This window comes from Rhodopirellula islandica (assembly GCF_001027925.1).
Taxonomy (GTDB): domain Bacteria; phylum Planctomycetota; class Planctomycetia; order Pirellulales; family Pirellulaceae; genus Rhodopirellula; species Rhodopirellula islandica.
The window spans coordinates 177,890-194,881 of sequence record NZ_LECT01000016.1 but is presented as its reverse complement, the minus strand read 5'-3'; the positions used below and the strand labels follow the sequence as shown (position 1 = coordinate 194,881).

General features: G+C 56.3%; 16 protein-coding genes. 11 read left to right on the top strand and 5 right to left on the bottom strand.

What is annotated here, in order from left to right:
• Positions 1–4 precede the first annotated feature (4 nt).
• From RISK_RS07835 to RISK_RS07820, 4 genes are all read left to right on the top strand, one after another.
• Positions 5–652 carry a PEP-CTERM sorting domain-containing protein gene (locus RISK_RS07835; RefSeq protein ID WP_047813708.1) on the top strand — a complete coding sequence of 216 codons (648 nt, stop codon included), beginning with the start codon at positions 5–7 and terminating at the stop codon, positions 650–652.
• 58 nt (positions 653–710) lie between these two features.
• Positions 711–1,370 (top strand): hypothetical protein, encoded by a 660-nt coding sequence (locus tag RISK_RS07830; RefSeq protein ID WP_150122516.1) that lies wholly within the window; start codon positions 711–713, stop codon positions 1,368–1,370.
• A 134-nt stretch (positions 1,371–1,504) separates the two neighbouring features.
• Complete coding sequence (locus tag RISK_RS07825; protein WP_047813706.1) at positions 1,505–2,437, top strand: ZIP family metal transporter; 933 nt, start codon at positions 1,505–1,507, stop codon at positions 2,435–2,437.
• A gap of 276 nt (positions 2,438–2,713) precedes the next feature.
• Entirely contained in the window at positions 2,714–3,352 is a 639-nt protein-coding gene (locus RISK_RS07820) for a MerC domain-containing protein (protein WP_047813705.1), read from the top strand.
• Between the two features lie 32 nt (positions 3,353–3,384).
• Here RISK_RS07820 and RISK_RS07815 read toward each other — a convergent pair whose 3' ends face one another.
• Complete coding sequence (locus RISK_RS07815) at positions 3,385–4,395, bottom strand: CobW family GTP-binding protein (RefSeq protein WP_236696128.1); 1,011 nt, start codon at positions 4,393–4,395, stop codon at positions 3,385–3,387.
• Positions 4,396–4,568: 173 nt separating this feature from the next.
• Between RISK_RS07815 and RISK_RS07810 the strand changes: the two genes are divergently transcribed.
• Positions 4,569–5,033: a hypothetical protein gene (locus RISK_RS07810; protein ID WP_047813704.1), complete on the top strand. Its 465-nt coding sequence runs from the start codon at positions 4,569–4,571 to the stop codon at positions 5,031–5,033.
• A 115-nt stretch (positions 5,034–5,148) separates the two neighbouring features.
• Positions 5,149–6,411, top strand: coding sequence for a zinc metallochaperone GTPase ZigA (gene zigA, locus RISK_RS07805; protein ID WP_047813703.1), 1,263 nt, complete (start codon positions 5,149–5,151; stop codon positions 6,409–6,411).
• 97 nt (positions 6,412–6,508) lie between these two features.
• Here the strand turns inward: zigA and RISK_RS07800 are convergent, their stop codons facing one another.
• Positions 6,509–6,901: a GxxExxY protein gene (locus RISK_RS07800; protein WP_047813702.1), complete on the bottom strand. Its 393-nt coding sequence runs from the start codon at positions 6,899–6,901 to the stop codon at positions 6,509–6,511.
• 297 nt (positions 6,902–7,198) lie between these two features.
• Here RISK_RS07800 and RISK_RS07795 point away from each other — a divergent pair, with 297 nt between their 5' ends.
• Together RISK_RS07795 and RISK_RS07790 are read left to right on the top strand one after the other, a co-directional pair.
• The gene (locus RISK_RS07795) at positions 7,199–8,572 is read left to right on the top strand and encodes an IS4 family transposase (RefSeq protein ID WP_047813701.1); all 1,374 of its coding nucleotides are present in this window, start codon (positions 7,199–7,201) and stop codon (positions 8,570–8,572) included.
• A gap of 288 nt (positions 8,573–8,860) precedes the next feature.
• Complete coding sequence (locus tag RISK_RS07790) at positions 8,861–10,408, top strand: SGNH/GDSL hydrolase family protein (RefSeq protein ID WP_047813831.1); 1,548 nt, start codon at positions 8,861–8,863, stop codon at positions 10,406–10,408.
• 94 nt (positions 10,409–10,502) lie between these two features.
• Here RISK_RS07790 and deoC read toward each other — a convergent pair whose 3' ends face one another.
• Entirely contained in the window at positions 10,503–11,228 is a 726-nt protein-coding gene (gene deoC / locus RISK_RS07785; RefSeq protein ID WP_047813700.1) for a deoxyribose-phosphate aldolase, read from the bottom strand.
• Positions 11,229–11,447: 219 nt separating this feature from the next.
• On the opposite strand from deoC, the gene RISK_RS07775 reads away from it, so the two are divergent.
• The 3 genes from RISK_RS07775 to RISK_RS07765 all read left to right on the top strand — a co-directional run bounded on the left by RISK_RS07775 (position 11,448) and on the right by RISK_RS07765 (position 14,893).
• Positions 11,448–12,419 carry an alpha/beta hydrolase gene (locus RISK_RS07775; RefSeq protein WP_047813698.1) on the top strand — a complete coding sequence of 324 codons (972 nt, stop codon included), beginning with the start codon at positions 11,448–11,450 and terminating at the stop codon, positions 12,417–12,419.
• A 90-nt stretch (positions 12,420–12,509) separates the two neighbouring features.
• On the top strand, positions 12,510–13,916 hold the full coding sequence (locus tag RISK_RS07770; protein ID WP_047813697.1) for an ArsB/NhaD family transporter: 1,407 nt from the start codon (positions 12,510–12,512) through the stop codon (positions 13,914–13,916).
• A gap of 29 nt (positions 13,917–13,945) precedes the next feature.
• A complete protein-coding gene (locus RISK_RS07765) occupies positions 13,946–14,893 on the top strand; it encodes a hypothetical protein (protein ID WP_047813696.1) in 948 nt (315 codons plus the stop codon).
• 534 nt (positions 14,894–15,427) lie between these two features.
• Here RISK_RS07765 and RISK_RS07760 read toward each other — a convergent pair.
• Together RISK_RS07760 and RISK_RS07755 are read right to left on the bottom strand one after the other, a co-directional pair.
• Positions 15,428–15,790, bottom strand: coding sequence for a SpoIIAA family protein (locus RISK_RS07760; protein WP_047813695.1), 363 nt, complete (start codon positions 15,788–15,790; stop codon positions 15,428–15,430).
• A 397-nt stretch (positions 15,791–16,187) separates the two neighbouring features.
• Positions 16,188–16,826, bottom strand: coding sequence for a hypothetical protein (locus RISK_RS07755; RefSeq protein WP_047813694.1), 639 nt, complete (start codon positions 16,824–16,826; stop codon positions 16,188–16,190).
• Between the last annotated feature and the right edge of the window lie 166 nt (positions 16,827–16,992).

Genomic DNA, 16,992 nt, shown 5'->3' with positions numbered 1-16,992 from the left:
CACCATGAAGATGACAAACTTGACGATGAAGATTGCCTTGCTCGCGATCGGCCTGACTCTTTCCTCCTTGGCCAGCACCGAAGCAAGGGCGGCACTGACGCTAACGATTGACGGGCCTCAGGAACTGACAGTCGGTCAATCAGCGACGTACAGTGTTTTTGGCACGAGCGACAACGACGACGAAGTGGATTTCTTTGCAATGCTATTCACGATCTCTGGCGATCCGGGGCTTGCCTTTTCCGCTACCCAAAGCGATGACTTTTTAACCAACCCGGACTACGTGTTTTTCGACCGGAGCGGCAATGTGGCGTTGGGGTTGCCGGCGACGACTTTGGCGGGCGGTTCCTTGAGCATCGCGGATTTCTCGGACGATCAGAGCGCTGCTCCTGACGTCGGATTGCCCGACCCGTTCACTCTTGGCGTGGACTCACAACTGATTGGGCAGTTTTCGGTAGATGCGGTCAGTGCAGGAACATTCTCAATCGCGATCGATCCCACATCATCTTTCAATGATTTGAGCTTCAATTTAACCCCGTTCAGCTCAACTCCGCTCAGTGTCACGGCCGTGCCGGAGCCATCCAGCCTGCTCGCCATGGCTGGGGTGGCAGGGGGACTTGCATGGCGTCGTCGCGGTAAGACACAGCGGGCGTGAAATGTTGCAGCACACTGGACGCTCAAGTCACATCTCAACCATCTCTGCCAGTGCATTCATGAAATTTCGCACTACCCGCTGGGCGCCCGTGCTCATTGGCCTGACATGGTTGTTCGCGCCGCCCGAAGCATCCGCGGCGATCGTCGCCTCGCTGGTGCCGGCAGAGACGAGCTTGGCCGCCGGAACCGCAACGACGATTGACGTGTTCATCACTTCCAATTCCGACGATCAATTGGATTCGTTTTCAATCGAGCTGGCAATTTCGGGGGGAGATGGACTCCGTTTTTCGGAGGTGCAGCGTGAGACGCACATCCAAGATTCACGCTATGTCTTTGCCAATCGCAGCGGATCCGAATCCTTTGGTCTTTCAGCCGTGACGAATGATGGTCCGTCACGACTTGCGGTGACAGACCTCAGCGTTGACGAGCGTGGCGATGCGTTCCCACGAGACCTCGAAGATCAAAATTGGCTGTTGGCGACAATCGACCTGACCGCATTGCGTCCGGGAGACTTCACGATCGATCTCCTTGACAGTTCCAGCTTCTTCGATGACTCCGTCCAACCCATTTCGTTCACCCCTGATCGTGTTAGTTTGACGGTCGCGGCGGTTCCCGAGCCAACAACCGTCACTCTGATAACAGCCATCCTGATTGGTGGTGGGGTTCGTGCACATCGCAGGCATCGTCGAGCCGTCTCCGTGAGAACACGTCCCGCGTGATCTCATTTGAGATAACACTCAAACGAGAGGCAATCTGGTGAAGTGCCGTTCGAAAACAATGACGCAACGACCGCATGTGCAAGCAGTTTGCGTCAAGGTACACTTGGGGTTTTGACCGCTGAGACCTTCCTGTCATGCCTGCTCACTGGCTCCTTCTTGTCTATTGTGTTTTCGTTTTGGCCGCGTCGATGGCGGGCGGGCGACTTTCGTCCCTGCTGCGGATGACACACCTGCGGACGCAACTCTTGATGAGCGGCGTCGGGGGATTGATGCTGGGAATCGCGTTGCTGCATTTACTGCCGCACGCCACTGAAGTGTTGAATTCCCCAACGAAAGCTTGCCGCGGTGCACTGATCGGCCTGTTGGTCATGTTCCTGACGATTCGCCTGTTCCACACCCATGACCACGGAGTCCCGGTCGAGTCAGACGGCACCAACTCCGAATGCGACCATGGTCACGATCACCATCATTCCGAGAAAGGCATCAGTTGGTTCGGCTTGTTCTTCGGGCTTGCACTTCACACGTTGGTCGACGGTGTTGCCCTGGCCAGCAGTGTTCTGATTGATGCCGAGCACGGTGCCTGGTTGGGCTTGGCTGGCCTGGGGACCTTTCTGGCGGTTGCGCTGCACAAACCGCTCGACGCCTTTGCCATCACCTCGGTGATGAACAAACAAAAGTGGTCTGTGTCCGCCCAAAACATCGCGAACGCCGCGTTCTCGTTGGCCTGTCCCATCGGTGCCGCCGCGTTTTACTTCGGAGCGATGAAGTTTGACGCGAACAATGCGTTCCTTGGCTGGGGACTCGCGATTTCAGCCGGTTTCTTCCTGGGCATCGCCCTGGCGGACCTCCTGCCTGAGGTCGCCTTTCACGACCATGATCGCGTCAAGCTGACGATGGCGTTCCTTTTTGGGGTCGCGATTGCAGTCGGTATCGAGAACCTGCCCGGGCACAGCCACGAACACCATCCTGCTGGTGGGCAGGTTGAGCACGGGCACGAAGATCACGGGCACGAAGATCACGGACATGACCACGACCACAGCGTCCACGATCACGATCACGATCATTGATATCGGAAGCAGGACGATCGCTGCTGCACGATCCCAGTGGTTTTCCCCTGGAGGCGGGGGCCAACCGCTCCAAGAGTCGCCAATCGTTGCGCCTCCCCAGTCTTTGCACAACGATTGCATTATCACTTGACAGGGAAAGCCCAGACTTCTTTAATGCACACTACTTGCATTTGCGTGCTGGCCGTCACGAGCGATTCGTAGGATCGCCGTAGGGAAGCCAGCCGCGTTTCCACCGTTGAAATCGGGCGTCCCCGACGACCTGATGGAGCCTGATCAATGAGCGATGTCCCGTATCAACCCGCCAGTCCTCTACCGCTCAGCAGTCCCGAACCCACCAAAATTGCCACCTGGCGTGACTGGGTCGGGATCGTTGCTTCGATCGGGTGTGCGATTCATTGTGCGGCCATGCCGTTTGTGATCGCATTTTTGCCCGCACTGGGACTCAGCTTCCTGGCGGATGAATCGTTTCACCAGTGGATGGCTCTGGCCTGTTTCCTGATCGCGATCGCAGCTTTCGTCCCTGGCTTCCGCAAGCATCGCCGGATGACACCGATCGCAATCGCCAGCGTGGGCTTGGTTCTGATCACCAGCGCGGCATTTGGCATGGCTGGTGACTGCTGTGCGGCCTGCGAGACTTCCACCATCGCGGCAACCGATGCCGCCGTTTGCACCGACGCATGTTGCGAGCATTGCACCGCAGAGGCAGAAGCCGGTCCAGATGAGTCGGAAGCCAACCTGAGCAGCCTCGCCGCGAGCGGAGGCCCCCCTGAAGTTTCCGGGCTGCAAGCTTTGGTCGCTCCCTTCGCACTTTGGATCACACCGATCGGTGGACTCCTGCTGGTCTGCGCTCACTTGCTGAACCGTCGATACGGATGCCTCTGCGGGTGCTGCGAACCAGCCACACAAGCTGCGTGACCCGCCTGGCATCAAGGCACGACCTTCATCCGCTACTTGCACTTCAGTAGCAGTTGCTCCAGTTCCTCCCAGCCGGAGGTTGGACTGTCGGTGATGATTTCTAGGCGGCTATCGCGACGATACGCCGTGGTGCTGAACGAGGTCTCATTCTTGCTACGATTGATCACCCACCAATCATCCTGGCAGCGAAACACACCTTTGAGCCGCACGACCGGTTGCAGGTAGCCAAGCAGGTCGAGCAATTGGTCTCGGTCGAAAACCTCGTCGACGGAAAAGATCCAGCCACACGCCCACTGGCCGTCGCCCTCGTTTTCAATCCGCTTGGGCTTCCCCAACATCGGCGGGACTTCGATCGAGGTCAGCCCGCCCGCATCCACGTGATCCGCGGCATGGGAATGATTGTGGGCATGGGCTTCACCAAACTTCGGTGGGCGAACGACCGTGCCCTGGAGATCGAGCCACGCGGGATCAATTCGCCCGTGGTCCGTTTCAGCAATCAGCATTTTGGGCGGGTCAAATGATTCCACCCATTCACGGCATTGCCGCGTCAACTCAGGGTCTCGTTTGTCGGTGAAGTTGATGGCGACGACGTCGGCCATTTGAACCTGGTCATGAAAGACTTCGGAATCACGCCATTGCGGCTTGCTCCAGTCTTCAGGGTCGATCAAACAGATTGTCGCCCGCAGATCAATTGCCCGTCGAAAGTTGTCGTCCCTCAACTTGTCAACCAATGCCGCTGGATGCCCCGCGCCGCTGGGTTCAAGCAGAAGCCGATCTGGCTTGCTGCGGCGAATGAATTGGCTGAAGACCGCATCAAAAGCGAACGCGACGGTACAGCACAGGCAACCGCCGCCAAGTTCCTGCACGTTGACCTCCGGACACTCCGAGTCGATCAGCAACTCGTCCACGGTCACCATGCCGTACTCGTTCACGAAAATCGACCATCGTTCGCCATCCGGTCGATGCTCAAGCAAGCGATTGATCGCCGTGGTCTTCCCTGACCCAAGGAATCCCGTGATCAAATTGGTTGGGATCGGCATCATCGAACTCGAACGGGGCTGTTTTACTGGCTGAGGTTTGGCATCCATTTTGGATACTTTAGCAGATCCCCAAGAACACTTCCTTTCTGCACACGTATTGCATGTGCGTCGTATTGTCATAAACTGAACGTGTCCTGACGGCACTCATCGCTTCTTTTCCTACGAAGGGTTCTTCTATGTTGCTCAAGTTCCGAACACTCTGCTTGGTCGTTGCCTTGGCTGGTTGCGGGCCCCTCGCCGCGGCCGACCAACCCTCTCCGCAGCAGCCCACTGACACCGCTAGCAACATCGCCGCGAATGGCACCGGCGAGTCGGTGCACGAAGATCGCCCGATTCTTGTCGTTGCTCACAAGAGCTTGCTCGACAGAATTGCGACGTGGACCGACGCTCCGGCAGAATGCCTCTTCGATCGAGAAAACCTAGCCGACGACAACGCTCAACGGACCGTGCCGGCTTTACCCATCGCTCGATTGCTCAACGCGAAGTGCTACCTCTATTGCCCAAGCGAAGAACTGCCCATCGAAGCCATCTATCGAGAGCGTCTGGCAAACCATGGCGTGAAAGTCATTCCCATTGCCTCACCGTCCCAGCGTCGCAATCAAGAACTGCAGAAGAGTGCGCTGTTGGCCAAGTTGCAGTAAGCAGCAATCGAACCGAACGGATAACTCCAAGTGGCATAGGCTTCCAGCCTGTGGAAGACCAACACAGGCTGGAAGCCTATGCCGCACCCATCCCAACCACCCTCTTGAAAATCCAATGAACCCAACCGATCCAACAACGCCCCAGGCGGAACGTCTTCCTGTCACCGTGCTTTCCGGATTTCTCGGAGCCGGCAAGACGACGCTGCTCAACCACATTCTGACCAACCGCGAAGGCCTACGAGTCGCGGTGATCGTCAATGACATGAGCGAAATCAACATCGACGCGGCGTTGGTCAAATCAGGTGACGCGAATCTTTCGCGAACGGAAGAACAGCTCGTTGAGATGTCCAACGGTTGCATCTGTTGCACGCTACGCGAAGACCTGCTGATTGAAGTTCGCCGGCTCGCTCGCGACGGCCGCTTCGACTACCTGCTGATCGAATCCACCGGCATCTCCGAACCGATGCCGGTCGCAGAAACCTTCACCTTCGAAGACGAAGAGGGCGACAGCCTGTCGTTGGTCGCTGAACTGGACACGATGGTGACCGTTGTCGACGCAGGCAACTTCATGAAGGACTTTGGCTCGTGGGACGATCTCACCGATCGACGTTTGGGTCTGAGCGAAGAAGACACTCGCAACATTGTGGATCTGTTGGTCGATCAAGTTGAATTTGCCAATGTCATCGTCGTCAACAAAACCGACTTGATCTCACCATATGAACTGGAGCAGCTCAAACAGATTCTACGTCAACTCAACGCCGAGGCCAAAATCCTGACCACGACAGAAAGCCGCATTGAGCTATCCGAAATCATGGGCACCGGGCTCTACTCTCTAAGTGAAGCCGAGGAGCAACCCGGATGGTTGGAGGTACCGCGTGGGGAAGAAGAAACCGAGACCGAAGAATACGGCATCTCGAACTTCGTCTATCAAGCCCAACGCCCATTTCATCCCAAACGTTTGACCAGCGCTCTCGACGCCGACATGGAAGAAGGTTTGTTCACCGGAGTGCTTCGTAGCAAAGGATTGATGTGGATCGCGTCGCGACACGACTGGGCCTACGACTGGTCGCAAGCCGGGTGCTCGATCCGGATGAACCCAGCCGGTTTCTGGTGGGCAGCCGCACCGGAAGAGGAATGGCCCGACGACTCCGAGTCCATTGAAGAAATTCGATCCAAGTTCGTCGGCGAACATGGCGATCGCCATCAAGAATTGGTGTTCATCGGAAACGCGATGAGCCGAGAACGAATCACCCAGATTCTCGATGACTGCTTGCTGACGGACGTTGAATTTGCTCAAGGCCCGGAAGCCTGGACGAACATGGAAGATCCATTGCCGCCCATCGAGCTGGAATATGACGAAGAAACCGTTTCCAGCTGATTGTAATTCGCCACAGAGACACAAAGGGGCACAAAACGCAGCAACGCCAACGAGCGAGCTCTCTGTGCCCTCCTTGTCTCTGCCGCAAACCCAAATCCTACATCTTAAATTTCCTGATTTGAAATTTCGCTGATCCGAAGTTGACGAGCAGCCCGTGACTCAGCGTGGTCGCTTTTGGATAGCCGAGGATTTGTGCAACATGTTTGTCATCGATTCCTCGAGCGGCTTTGATCTCAACCACCAGAATTTCTTCGACGACAAGGTCTAACTTGTATTCGCCTAAACAAAATTGGTCGTCATCAAGCACCTGCACCGGCACCTGCTTTTCACAGCGAATACCCGCTTTAGCCAGACGATGAAGCAATCCGTTTTCGTAAATCTTCTCGAGGTAACCGGTGCCCAAATAGACATGCAAATCGTAAGCGATCTGTCGAACCCGATCGCAAAGCTCTTTGACTCGCACGTCACTCCAGTCTTGATTGACACTCATCTCCTAGGCCTATTCAAAAACATGGTGCATAAACAGTTTCGCCACAGAGACACAAAGAGCACAGAGGTTTTGGCTACAAAGTCGATCTTTATTTGTGCCCTCTGTGCCTTTGTGGCCAAACGAATGCGGTGCAAGACGACCGTTAAGCAGGTCGGCAGGAATGATCAAGCACAACCATGTGAGCCGTTTGGGCGTTAGCCGAATGGCACTTACTTTAGATTGAGTCTTCAGCTGCGATAATCTTGGCACAGTTTTTGCGCATTCAGGCTTCCTTTCTCAAAAAGGAGCCATTTTGGCATGAACGATTCCGAGCGAAGCATGGAAGCCGACCAGCAGTTTGACCGCTCCTTCGAACTGCTGCATCAGCTTGTCAACTTCGAAGATGCGAACGAGCTTTTTGCCCAGCGAGCTCACACTGTCTACACCGCCTGCGTTGTCCTTTGGATGCTCGTCTACCAGCGTCTCAAGCCCGATGCCTCACTCGAAAACGCGGTGAAACACCTGATCGATACTCGGCCGAGCTATCTTCCCGAGAACAAACGACTCGACGAAAACACGATCTCGACCGCATCGGGTGCCTACAGCCGAGCGCGATCTCGACTGCCTCTAGAAGTCGTTCGTTGGTTTGCCGAGGAAGTCAGCTCCGGCATCATTTCGGCCACCGAGCCTACATTCAACCAACAACGCGTGTTCCTGATTGACGGAACCACGATGGCTCTTGCACCGGAAAAAGAACTCCAACAAGCGTTTCCACCGGCAAGCAACCAACTCGGCGAAGGTATCTGGCCATGCGCGTTGTTAACCGTCTTTCATGAACTTGCCAGCGGCGCTGCAATGCTTCCGCAAGTCGGACCGATGTACGGGCCCGAGGCAGTCTCCGAGACGCAACTTGCTCGCCAAGGTTTTGAGCAGCTTCCCGAGCACTCGATCATTATGTCCGATGCGGGCTTTGGGATCTTTGGAGTCGCGTATGAAGCCATCAATGCAGGGCACGACATTTTGCTGCGAATGAAGAAGGCTAACTTTCATTCGCTGCAGAAGAATGCCGAGCTGATTGAGCAATCCGAACATCACAAAAGTTACCGACACACGTGGATACCCACGAAGAAGAATCGCCAGACCCAACCGGAGTTGCCCGCGGATTGCCAGTGCGATGTTTTTCTGCACGAGGTCAAGGTTACCGACTCGCTGACGCTTTATCTGGTCAGCACGCTGGCCGACGAAGCTTTCACGTTGGCCGCATTATTTGAGCGTCGCTACGATGTAGAAATTGACATTTGCAACTTCAAGGTGGTGATGGATGCCGAGAATATCCGTGCCAAGAGTGTCGACACATTCATGAAAGAACTCTACACGTCAGTCGTGGCTTACAACCTGACCAGTCAGCTTCGTATCGAAGCGGCCGCCATGGAGGAAGTTCGGCCGCGTCGAATGAGTTTCAAGCGAACGTGGACCACCTTTCAGACTTTTTTGTTGCGACACATGCACACCGAGCCTAGCCAGTGGCGCGAGGCCTACCGAACCGCCCTGGCGATCGCCCGCAAAGACAAGTTGCCAATTCGAGGCAAACGCAGATACCGACGCGAGGCGTACCGCAAACGGCCCAAAGACGCGCAATTCGAAAAGCGAAAGAAACCACCGTCAAAACTGAAAGACTCGGATCTAAAGTAAGTGCCATTCGGCGGAAGCCCCGAGACCGATCGCGGACCACAGACGGTCGCCCCGGACGGGGCCGGCGTCGGGTCTGCCACGCGTGCCTGGCTGACTGACGCGTCGGGTTGCCAGGAGGAGTGGATGTGCTTTTTTGATGAACGGTGGTTGAGCGAGTACTGTAAATTGAGTGCCGGAAAGGAGCGTCCGGGACCTGAGACCGCTCGTCAGTCATGGTCGATCGTTTCCAGACAATCATGCTCCTCGTCTTTCTTGCAAGTCAACCATCAAGCTCACCAGGGCATTTCGTTGAAGTACGAGCCTTTCACTGACGACGGGTGTGCAAGCGAGGATGTTCGTGCCTGGAAGAGACGACGCAGGCGATGGACGATGCGGTTGATGGCTTCGCTGCTCGCATGCCTACCGGTTTTGCTGTTGGAATTGGGACTGCGTGGCCTGGACAATTCCGAGCCCCAGGCAATCGACTACGATCCGTATGTGGGGCTGAATCAACTGCGACCGCTGTTTGTTCTGAATGAAGAATCAGATCGATGGGAAATCCCATCGGAGCGATACAATTTCTTCCGGCCGGAATCTTTCTCCGCGAAGAAAGCACCTGGGACTCGACGTGTGTTCGTTTTGGGCGGGTCGACGGTTCAAGGGCGACCCTACGCGACGGAAACGGCTTTCTCAACTTGGTTGCGTCTGTCGTTGGAATCGGCTGACCGCGAAACGAAGTACGAAGTCATCAATTGTGGTGGAACAGGTTACGCCAGCTACCGGGTGGCCAAGATTCTGGACGAAGTCTTGGAGCACGAACCCGATGCGATTGTGCTGTACACAGGGCACAATGAATTCTTAGAAGACCGCACCTACGCACATGTTCGCGAGATGGGCACGGTGAGTCGTTGGGCAACCGGGATCGGATCGAAATTGCACACGGTTCGTTGGGTGCAATCGTTGTTCATTGCGTCGCAAGAACGGCCGGAGTTGGCTGCGAATGTTGACATGAAATTGGACCATCCTGGTGGATTGGACAGTTACCAACGCGACCCATCATGGCAACGTGGTGTGGAAGAACACTTTGCAGCCACACTGGAAAAGATGGTTGAGCGAACACAGAAGAACAACCTGCCGCTGATCGTGTGTGTGCCCGCGTCGGATCTGGTCAACACGCCGCCGTTTAAAATGCAAACGCGAGCGGATTGGACGGACGAAGAGGAAGATCGTTTTCGGTCCGCATGGACGATCGCTTGTGATCTGGAGCTGAATCCAACGCGGCGGATCGACGCTCTTCGAGAATGCTTGCGGATTGACCGAGATCATGCTGGGGCAAACTACGCCTTGGGGCGACTGCTCTATGACCAAGGTGACAGTGATTCAGCGCGTCCCTACGTGATCGCGGCTCGTGACCATGATGTTTGTCCGTTGCGAGCACCGAGTGCGATCATTGGGGCGACCAGGGAGATTGCCGATCGGTACGGCGTCCCGTTGGTCGACACGCCAGCGTTGCTGGACGAGCGAAATGTCCATGGCGACATGATTGCGGACCAAGTTCCTGACCCGGGGCGGTTTGTCGATCATGTGCACCCGAGCATTGCGGGTCACCAAAGAATCGCGGCTGCCTTGGCGCTGGAATTTCAGAAGCTTGGTTGGGTCGCGCTGACCGAGTCCAGTGCGGAGCTCAACGCGAATGCCGTCAAAGAGCACCTTGGGATGCTCGGGCAGGATTACTACGTTCGTGGCAAGCAGCGTTTGGAAGGACTGCGATTGTGGACCCAGGGACGGGCGGGGCAATTGGCGACCGAAATCGATGAGGACCCATCCAACTTGCAAGACAAGCAGAAGCGTCCCTGATCAGGTTGGTCGATCAGGCCGTTTCAATCGAATGAGATGGACCCATCCAGTTCGGTGCCCGACCGTTTGTTCTTCCACGGCCAAGCCGAACGAATCAGTAGCCAGAGCTGCCGGTTGCGGTGATGTTGATTGCCGGCAAGCCGAGTTGTTGGCGGGCTTCGCCGAGCATCTCAGCGGTTCGGCTGGCGCCGCAGCGGGTCACACCAAGGGCTCGCACTTCGAGCAGGGTCTTCAGGTCTCGGACGCCGCCGGCGGCTTTGACTTGGACGTTCTCGCCCGAGTGCGCTCGCATCAAACGCAAGTCGTCCATGGTCGCGCCGCCGGTGCCGTAGCCGGTGGAGGTTTTGACCCAGTCGACTTGGAGCTCGGTGCAGATTTCACACAGGCGGATTTTGTGTTCGTCTTGCAGGTAGCAATTCTCGAAGATCACTTTGATCTTTTGCCCGGCCGCATGCGCCAGTTCGGTCACCGCACCGATTTCGTTTTGAACGTAGTCCCAGCCACCGCTGAGGACCTGCGAGATGTTGACGACGTAGTCGAGCTCTTCGCAGCCATCTTGGATCGCTTGCTCGGCTTCGGCTTTCTTGATCGCCGTGGTGTGCCCACCGTGTGGGAAACCAATGGTGGTCGATGCTTTCACGCCGGTTCCCGCCAGTCGTTCCGCACAGCGTTTCAGGTAGTACGGCAGGATGCAAACGCTGGCGACCTCGTAGGCAATCGCCAGGTCGATTCCGGAATTCAAGTCGGCTTCGATCAGCGTTGGTGAAAGCAGCGAGTGGTCCACCATCTTGGAAACGTCGTGGTACTGGTAGTCAGCCATGGGGAGCGGGTGTCCGTGGAGCGATTGCGAAGGGGGGAGGTGTTTCGAGTCATGGAACGACGGAGTCGAAACGGCCAAAGCTTACCGCCCAAGCGACGTAGCCACAATCAAAGCAGTTGATGCACACGCTGGCGCGAATCTCGATCCGGTGGGGGCGTGCATCGAGGAGGTAGATTGTTACGATACGCCGGACATCACGGCCCCCGACGGAATTGATTCATGACACTTCACCCGCAAGCTCAAACGTTCGTCGCTTGGTTGCGAGAAGCTCAGCCGCCACGCTGGGAAGAGCTCGGTGTTGAAAAAGCTCGTCGTGGGTTTGCTGCTTTGGTCGACAGCTTTGGCGAAGGGCCGAGGATGCAAACCGTCGAGGATCGTTTGGTGGAGGAAACCACTGTCGAGGGCCAGCGGCTGTCCGTGCCGGTTCGGCTGTATCGTCCCACCGGTTTGCCTGTCGATGCTCCCGTGATCATGTTCTATCACGGCGGCGGTTGGGTGCTGGGGAATGTTGAGTCGCACGATTCAACGTGTCGTCGTTTGGCGGATGCTTCCGGGGCAGTGGTGGCGTCCGTTGACTATCGCTTGTCACCCGAGGCACCCTTTCCTGGGCCCGTTCAGGATTGCTTTGTCGCGACGAAAGCGATCGCGAAAATGGCGGGGAAATTTAGTTTGGACGCGGGCCGGATGGCGGTCATGGGCGACAGTGCGGGAGGGAACTTGGCAGCGGCGGTGGCATTGCTCGCCAAAGACGATCCCGATGTCTCGGTGAAGTACGCCGTGTTGGTGTACCCCGTGGTGACGCCAACGTTCGATTCCGGGTCGTACCGCGAATTTGAGTCAGGGTTTGGATTGACCAAGCGGACGATGCAGTGGTTCTGGGCCAACTATTTCGGCCGGGACGGAGCGGAACTCTTTGATGTCGACGCTTGTCACGAGGCGGATCCGTTGGCCGATCTGCTGAAGGCCGACTTCGGTGGGTTTCCGCCGACGCATGTCTTGGTGGCGGGGTACGACGTGTTGCGAGACGAAGGGTTGGCTCTCGCGGACAAGTTGGACGCGTCGGGAGTGGAAGTGACTCGAGAATGTGCGTCCGACATGCTGCACGGTTTCGTTCACTTTGCCGGCCAGTTTGAGACGGGAGTCACCGCGATGCGGTCACTTGGAAAGCGAATCTCGAATCAGCTGGGCTGATCGGATTGGTGGGGATCCGCGGTTGGTTGCTTTCGGGCCGTGCGTTAGGCTGCCGCATGAACGAGTCCGAGTTCTTTCCGGAGTGATTCTATGATGTTGGCCGCGTCGCTCACTGAAATGCCCACTGCGTCCGCGCCCGCTTGGGTGATGGTGTTGTTCGCTGTCGTGATGATGGCGACCTACGTGGGGGTGGCGGTCGAGCGTTTTCATAAAACGGTGGCGGCCCTGTGCGGTGCAGCGGTTCTGGTGATCCTGAGCGTCTCGCTGGGGTTGTTTGAGTACCCGACGGTTTACAACTTCCTGAAAGAAGATCTCAACATCTTTGGTGTCATCATCGGCACCGGGATTTTGGTGGACGTGGTTGGCAAAAGCGGGCTGTTTCACTTCATCAGCATGTGGATCGTGCGGCTGACGGGAGGCCAAGCGAATCGGTTGTTCATGACGTTGTGTGTGGTCACGTTCTTGTTCGTCAGCGTGCTGACCATCGTTCCGGCGATGTTGATTCTGAGTTCATTGGTTTTGGTGATCTGCCGTTCGCTCGGTTACAAACCGATGCCGTTGTTGTTGTCGGTGGCCGTGTGTGCCAACAGCGGTGCGATCGCGACGTTCGCCAGTGGTTTGCCCAACATCATGATCGGAACCGCAGCCGGGATTCCTTACGTCGACTTCTTGCGAGTGTCGTTGCCCTACGCCGTGGTCAGTTTGGTCGTTGCGATCGCGGGGCTGCGATGGTTCTTCCGGAACGATTTGCCGTGGAAGCAATCCGAGGAGGACAAGGCCGCGCTGAAGCAACAGATTGAAGGGTTCGATCCCTGGGCGTTGGTGGAGGACAAAGGCGTCTTGCTGCGAAGCACGTTCATTTTGTTGGGCACGGTCGTTGGTTTTGCGTTGGCTCAGCCAATGGGCGTGGGCATGGATTTTGTCGCGATGGTGGGAGCCACCGCCGCCTTGCTGTTCTCTGGCAAAGGCGTCGAGGACGCGATTGGCAAGGTGAACTGGACCGTGATTTTGTTTTTCATGGGACTGTTCATCATCATCGGCTGCGTCAAACACACCGGGGCATTGAAATGGGTGGCGCAGCAAGTCGTGATGGTGTCCGACAATCGGATTGAGTTGCTGGTGCCATTGATGGGCGGTTTTTCCGCGGTGGCCAGTTCGATCGTCGACAACATCCCGGTCGCGGCGACCCTGATCCCGATCGTCCAAGACGTTTCAGGTGGCGACACCGGCGTGCCTGCGGAGCCGCTGTGGTGGACGCTGGTGATTTGCTGCAATCTGGGCGGCAACGGAACGCCGATTGGTTCGATTTCCTGCGTGATCGCGATTTACGCTTTGAAACGGGAGGCCGGCATTCACGTGGGTTGGGGCACGTTTTTGAAGCTGGGTGGCGGCATCATGGTGGTGCAAGTCATCGGCGCGATTTTCTACGTGATGTGGATGCACCATCAGGGTTACATTCCTGATATCACGGCGGTGCCGACGTTGCCTGTCCACTGAGATTTCTTTTCTAGCGAGCGACTTGAGTAATGGATCAATCACCCGATTTGGATCGTGATGTCGATGATGCGATGCGGATGTTCGAACGAGCGAAAGTGGGCTCGGCAACGCCACTGACGCCGATTCGTCCGGCCCGAGTGATCTTGGTATTGGATGGATCGCCCCAGGATGCAACGTCCATCGAAACCGCGAAAACGCTTCGCGACGAGTTCAATACCGAGACGTTGGTGCTGGACGCTCGCGATGGCGCGGAGGCGACCGATGTGGCCACGGAAGACGCGATTCAGGCCGCTCGTCAAATGAGCGGTGGCCGCGCGATCGCGCGAGGAGAAGGCGAGGCGTTCGAAGTCATCTTGCAGGCGTTGCGAACCCACGACGTGAACATGGTCATCGTTCCCTGCCCGTTTGGTCGCTCCTTCGAACGAGTCGGCACGGACAGTGTGGGCACCGTGATGGACGTGCTGCTGTCGCGGTGTCCGGTTCCGATCTTGGTGACACGCCGAGCCGATCAAGTCTTTCAGACCTGTCGCAAACGGGTCCTGCTGATGGCGGGCAGTGAATGCGATGTCGAGAGTCGAGCGGCGGCGTGGGCGTTTGGTTTGGCGGCACCGGGAGCGGAGGTCTCGTTGAACTTGGTCGTTGAGAAAGAGCACTTCGAAAACGTGCGCAGCATTTTGGAAGCGATTCGTCCTGGAGAAACGTTTGACGTCGACAAGTTGAGTGATGCTCTCGCGCAATCGCACACGCAATTGCACGCCGCGATGAACGCGACCGCTCGCGAGATGAAAATGAATTACGCGTTGGTGCCACAAGCCGGCGAGCTCGCGCCTCCGCATCCACTCTCGGATTCGACGCAGCAGTTGCTGGTCATGCCATTGGAAGTCGATGACCGTTTCATCCAAGGCTTTGTGAACGATCGCCTTCGTCGCAGCCCGCATCCGTTGTTGATCGTGCCTGGGCACGTGATCGCGGAGTGATTTTCTGGTGGTCGGTCTGCAGCCCCGTAGCGAAAGTCGTGAAGACTTTCGGGGATTTGTCAGGCAAGTCGAAACTCGTGACGGCTTGTTGATTGAATCCTAACCCGAAGCGTGAGCGAGGGATCGCGTGCCATTGCAGCGAGCCTGTTGATCCCCCGCTGACGCTTCGGGTTGTGATTGAGAGCTGGTTGGTGCGGTCCAATTCACATCGCGTGAAGAACCGTGTTGGCCTGCATTCTAGGGAGCCTGCTTCGTTAGGACCGCCCCCGTTGGGGCTTTGCAATCTTGGTGCCGCCACAACCCAGGGCGTTGCCCTGGGCTGGAATAGAACTGCCCCGATGGGGCGAAGTCGTTCTTCATCCCTGCGGGATGAAACTTGCGCATGGCCTACCCAACGCCCAAACGGCAGTCACCTGATTGCACCCAATCCTTTCTTGGATTGTTGATTGATTCGTCAACGGCATTTCAACGCCTGTGGGATGGGCACTCTTGCCCGTCCGAGTGGCGGATGTCGGCCAAGAGTGGCCAACCTGCTCAGGCTTCTTGGATCCAAGCCCGGGCATCTTCGATGTCCGCGTGGTCAAAGTATTTGACGGCGGCTTTGGTGAACGGTTTGCAGAAGGTAGCCATGCCGGCTTCCCACTTCGATTCGCCGACGAGTGCGAGTCGTTCGATGTCGCTGAAATGTTTCATTGCGAACTTGGTGTCGGCCCAGAGTGCGGCAGCGTCCCAGCCATGAAAATCGGTGAGCACGACCATCATCCGGACTTTCCCCCAGCGTTCGATTTGGGCATCCACCACCGGGACAAACTGCTCGTAAGCTTCCCCGGTCAATTTGCCAGAGAGGATGAGTTCGATGACTTTGCCGTCAGCGAGTTCCGTGATTTCGTACGACATGCTGGTTTCCGTGTGAGTGAATGAATGGACGTCAAACGTTCCAGATTAGTTTAGCGAAGGGTACGAATGGCTGGTGGTGTCCGCGCCAAATAGCTCGCTCAGCGGTTGGCGTGAGCGAGTTCTCGTGATCCGGTAGTTTCCTACGAGCGGCCTGCCTCCGAGGTCTTGTCTCACAGAAGCAAAACGCTCCGGCCAATATTCAACGTTCTCTGTCGGAGGGGGGGCACCAGTGAAAGCGTTTCGTTCGGTCGATGTAAACGGTGTGCATCGAACAAAGAGGTTTACGCGACGGTGTCGGCCACCGGTGCGACGAAAGCGTCAAGCCTCGCCGGAAGTGAGTCCGCGTACGTTTTCTTCTTCACTGATCTTTATTGTCTCTATTTGACATGCGACAGCCTTACTGCTTGGGCAATTGTTGGCATGGCTTTGGTTCGCTGATCGTCAGAATCTCTCCCCACTCTTCTTTGGTCGATGCCCATCCACCGCGGTAATTGATTTCCATTATTACAATTGGTGACTCCCCATTATCGCCCACAGCTTGAATCCAGACCTTCATTCGGCCGCCCGTCGCAGGAATAGCTGTGTCTTCGTTGAGGCTGGCAGTGTTCTTTTGAGGGACGAAATGGAGAGCCTTGCCCTGCTCAATGCGAACGAGATTGCAGAACAAATACGGGCCGATGCGTTTACCGCCATCTTGCTCGTATTGCCACTTCAAAGCAAGCCTCCCCTCTTCGAAGACGGGGGACCATTCGCCCTCATCATCAAGTTTTTCAATCCGTTCGAGAAAAACAGTGACGTTCTCAGCCGGGACTTTACTCGCGGTTGAGATTTTGATGTGTCGAACGTGCTTGGAAGGAGGATTCGGTGTTTTCGGCTGGTACGTAGTACCAAATTGATTCTTGAGTTCAATTGTCAGAACTATTCGATGGAAGTAGGCATGGAGGCGTGGCCCCCAAATTAATCCGACAATAGTGACAAGCAGCCCGACACCAGAAACAAGTAGCGCAGAGAAAGCAATCCAATCCGAGAAATTCATTTGCAATCAGCTCCTTTATACTCGATTACACACGTTCCTAAGCATGATTAAATGAAGATCGAGACGCCGTAAGAGCACCGAACGTTTTAACTTCCCGAAGCCAATCACGTGTGAACAATCTATTTGATATAGAACTTAGCAGAACCTGGGGGATGGGAGAGGTTGT

What these genes read in the sequence shown, in the direction of transcription:
- zigA (WP_047813703.1), top strand. Translation starts at nt 5,149, where the DNA reads ATGAACCCAACCGATCCAACAACGCCCCAGGCGGAACGTCTTCCTGTC.
- RISK_RS07765 (WP_047813696.1), top strand. Translation starts at nt 13,946, where the DNA reads ATGGATCAATCACCCGATTTGGATCGTGATGTCGATGATGCGATGCGG.
- RISK_RS07770 (WP_047813697.1), top strand. Translation starts at nt 12,510, where the DNA reads ATGATGTTGGCCGCGTCGCTCACTGAAATGCCCACTGCGTCCGCGCCC.
- RISK_RS07810 (WP_047813704.1), top strand. Translation starts at nt 4,569, where the DNA reads ATGTTGCTCAAGTTCCGAACACTCTGCTTGGTCGTTGCCTTGGCTGGT.
- RISK_RS07755 (WP_047813694.1), bottom strand. Translation starts at nt 16,826, where the DNA reads ATGAATTTCTCGGATTGGATTGCTTTCTCTGCGCTACTTGTTTCTGGT.
- deoC (WP_047813700.1), bottom strand. Translation starts at nt 11,228, where the DNA reads ATGGCTGACTACCAGTACCACGACGTTTCCAAGATGGTGGACCACTCG.
- RISK_RS07830 (WP_150122516.1), top strand. Translation starts at nt 711, where the DNA reads ATGAAATTTCGCACTACCCGCTGGGCGCCCGTGCTCATTGGCCTGACA.
- RISK_RS07775 (WP_047813698.1), top strand. Translation starts at nt 11,448, where the DNA reads ATGACACTTCACCCGCAAGCTCAAACGTTCGTCGCTTGGTTGCGAGAA.
- RISK_RS07800 (WP_047813702.1), bottom strand. Translation starts at nt 6,901, where the DNA reads ATGAGTGTCAATCAAGACTGGAGTGACGTGCGAGTCAAAGAGCTTTGC.
- RISK_RS07795 (WP_047813701.1), top strand. Translation starts at nt 7,199, where the DNA reads ATGAACGATTCCGAGCGAAGCATGGAAGCCGACCAGCAGTTTGACCGC.
- RISK_RS07820 (WP_047813705.1), top strand. Translation starts at nt 2,714, where the DNA reads ATGAGCGATGTCCCGTATCAACCCGCCAGTCCTCTACCGCTCAGCAGT.
- RISK_RS07815 (WP_236696128.1), bottom strand. Translation starts at nt 4,395, where the DNA reads ATGATGCCGATCCCAACCAATTTGATCACGGGATTCCTTGGGTCAGGG.
- RISK_RS07760 (WP_047813695.1), bottom strand. Translation starts at nt 15,790, where the DNA reads ATGTCGTACGAAATCACGGAACTCGCTGACGGCAAAGTCATCGAACTC.
- RISK_RS07835 (WP_047813708.1), top strand. Translation starts at nt 5, where the DNA reads ATGAAGATGACAAACTTGACGATGAAGATTGCCTTGCTCGCGATCGGC.
- RISK_RS07825 (WP_047813706.1), top strand. Translation starts at nt 1,505, where the DNA reads ATGCCTGCTCACTGGCTCCTTCTTGTCTATTGTGTTTTCGTTTTGGCC.